2 protein-coding genes and 1 pseudogene are annotated in these 1,950 nt (G+C 41.3%); all 3 read right to left on the reverse strand.

Annotated features, from left to right (window positions below):
- Positions 1-382 (reverse strand): annotated as a pseudogene (locus WBM98_RS15660) (hydroxymethylglutaryl-CoA lyase); the annotation flags it as partial.
- Between the two features lie 33 nt (positions 383-415).
- A complete protein-coding gene (locus WBM98_RS15665; protein ID WP_424366962.1) occupies positions 416-1,042 on the reverse strand; it encodes a LysE family translocator in 627 nt (208 codons plus the stop codon).
- A gap of 132 nt (positions 1,043-1,174) precedes the next feature.
- Positions 1,175-1,950 (reverse strand): quinone-dependent dihydroorotate dehydrogenase (locus WBM98_RS15670; protein ID WP_424366963.1); only part of this gene is annotated, 776 nt, incomplete at its 5' end.

The raw sequence follows: 1,950 nt of genomic DNA on the forward strand, positions 1-1,950 counted from the left end.
GCAATATCTCACGTAATATTTCGACCGATTGTGCTATGGTCTTATGGGTATTACGCATTTGAAAATTTTCGGATATGGAAAATGGGTATCCCAAATAATCGATCTCTTTATGCGCCACGGCAGATTCAGCCCCTCTAACATTCGCCACAATGGCCAATAATTTGCTTGTGGTACGGGATAGATCTAACATAGAAAGTACTTCTGCCGTGTCAACCATTTGGGGTATCGCCCTAGGGGAAACAAAACTTCCAAAATCGATGGTATCGAACCCACAACCCAGCAATGCCTGTATATACTTTGCTTTTTGAACCGAAGGTATAAAGTTTTTAATGCCCTGCATGGCATCCCTCGGACATTCGATTATTTTTACCTTATCGGACATGTAAATGGCATTGAAAGCATTCCAAAATTAACATTATTTATTTGATAATAATATATAGAGGCCGATGCCCAAGAAGACCGATATCTGAAGCCACTTTAAGATATAACCCAAATTTGAATGCCCTTTCAAATACGAAGAAATCGATCCGGCAAGGAGTGCAATCAATCCAAATATGATGAATGCCACAAGCATAAAAATAAAGCCTAGCACATAAAACTGGATAATGGGATTAAGGGATTCACTGAACAGAAAACCAGGGAAAAAGGCCAAATAGAAAATAGTGACCTTTGGATTAAGGACATTCATGATAAAACCTTGTTTGAACAATTGCTTTAGTCCAATTTTCGGAACTTCCCCTTGGCTCAATTGTATTTTCCCATCACTTTTAAATACTTTAAAGGCCAAATAAAATAGGTATAGGGCCCCAAAAAGTTTGATCAGGAAGAAGATCTGATCACTTTCCTTGATGATCGCAGATACCCCAAAGGCCAATAGTGTGGTGTGTACTAGGCATCCCGACACCAATCCACCGACAGTTGCCAAACCATATTTTTTTCCGTTGACCACACTTTGCATCAACACATAAATATTATCGGGACCTGGTGCTATGGCCAGTGCAGCGGATGCAAGTATGAACGTTGAAAGAATTTCGTAATTCAATGGTGTGGATAATTAATAGCGAAAAATACAAATTCCCGTGCCGTAACAGGCAAGGTATCCCATTTATCATAAATTATGCCTGATGTAATGAACATACCCAAATTAAGGATTTGCCACCACCTCGAAGCGCTCTTATTCCCTCGCCAGGAGTGCCTTGTTTATTCTATTTATCAAGGCAGGACCTTCATAGACAAAACCCGTATAAAGTTGCACCAAATCGGCACCTGCATCAAGTTTTTCCATAGCATCTTCAGCAGAATGGATGCCCCCTACCCCAATGATAGGAAACGCCTTGTTGCTCTTTTCCGCTAAGAACCGAATGACTTCCGTACTTCGTTCCCTTAAGGGCTTTCCACTCAGACCTCCTTTTTCCTCGACCAACATGAACGAGGATTTTAGTCCTTCCCTTGCAATGGTCGTATTCGTCGCAATAACGCCATCTATCTTGGTGTGTTCCACGATCTTTATAATATCCAATAATTGGTCATTCGTCAAATCGGGCGCAATTTTCAACAAAATTGGTTTTTGGGAAACACCCGGATGTGTTGCCACAATTTTGGCGTTTTCATTCTTTAACGCCTTTAATAGGGCCGTTAATGGCTCTTTATCCTGCAATGCCCTTAAACCAGGGGTGTTCGGTGAACTAACATTCACCACAAAGTAATCCACATGGGGAAAAAGTGCATCAAAACAAATAAGATAATCCTTAACGGCTTCGTCATTGGGTGTCACTTTGTTCTTACCGATATTACCCCCGATAATCACATTGTGCTTCTTTTTCAACCGATCTACCGCATCAAAAACCCCCCTATTATTGAAGCCCATACGGTTTATGAGCGCTTGGTCGGCCTTCAGTCTAAAAATTCGCTTCTTAGGGTTACCACTTTGGGGTTTTGGCGTCAGCGTAC

It is taken from the genome of Maribacter sp., assembly GCF_049667165.1.
Taxonomy (GTDB): Bacteria; Bacteroidota; Bacteroidia; order Flavobacteriales; family Flavobacteriaceae; genus Maribacter_A.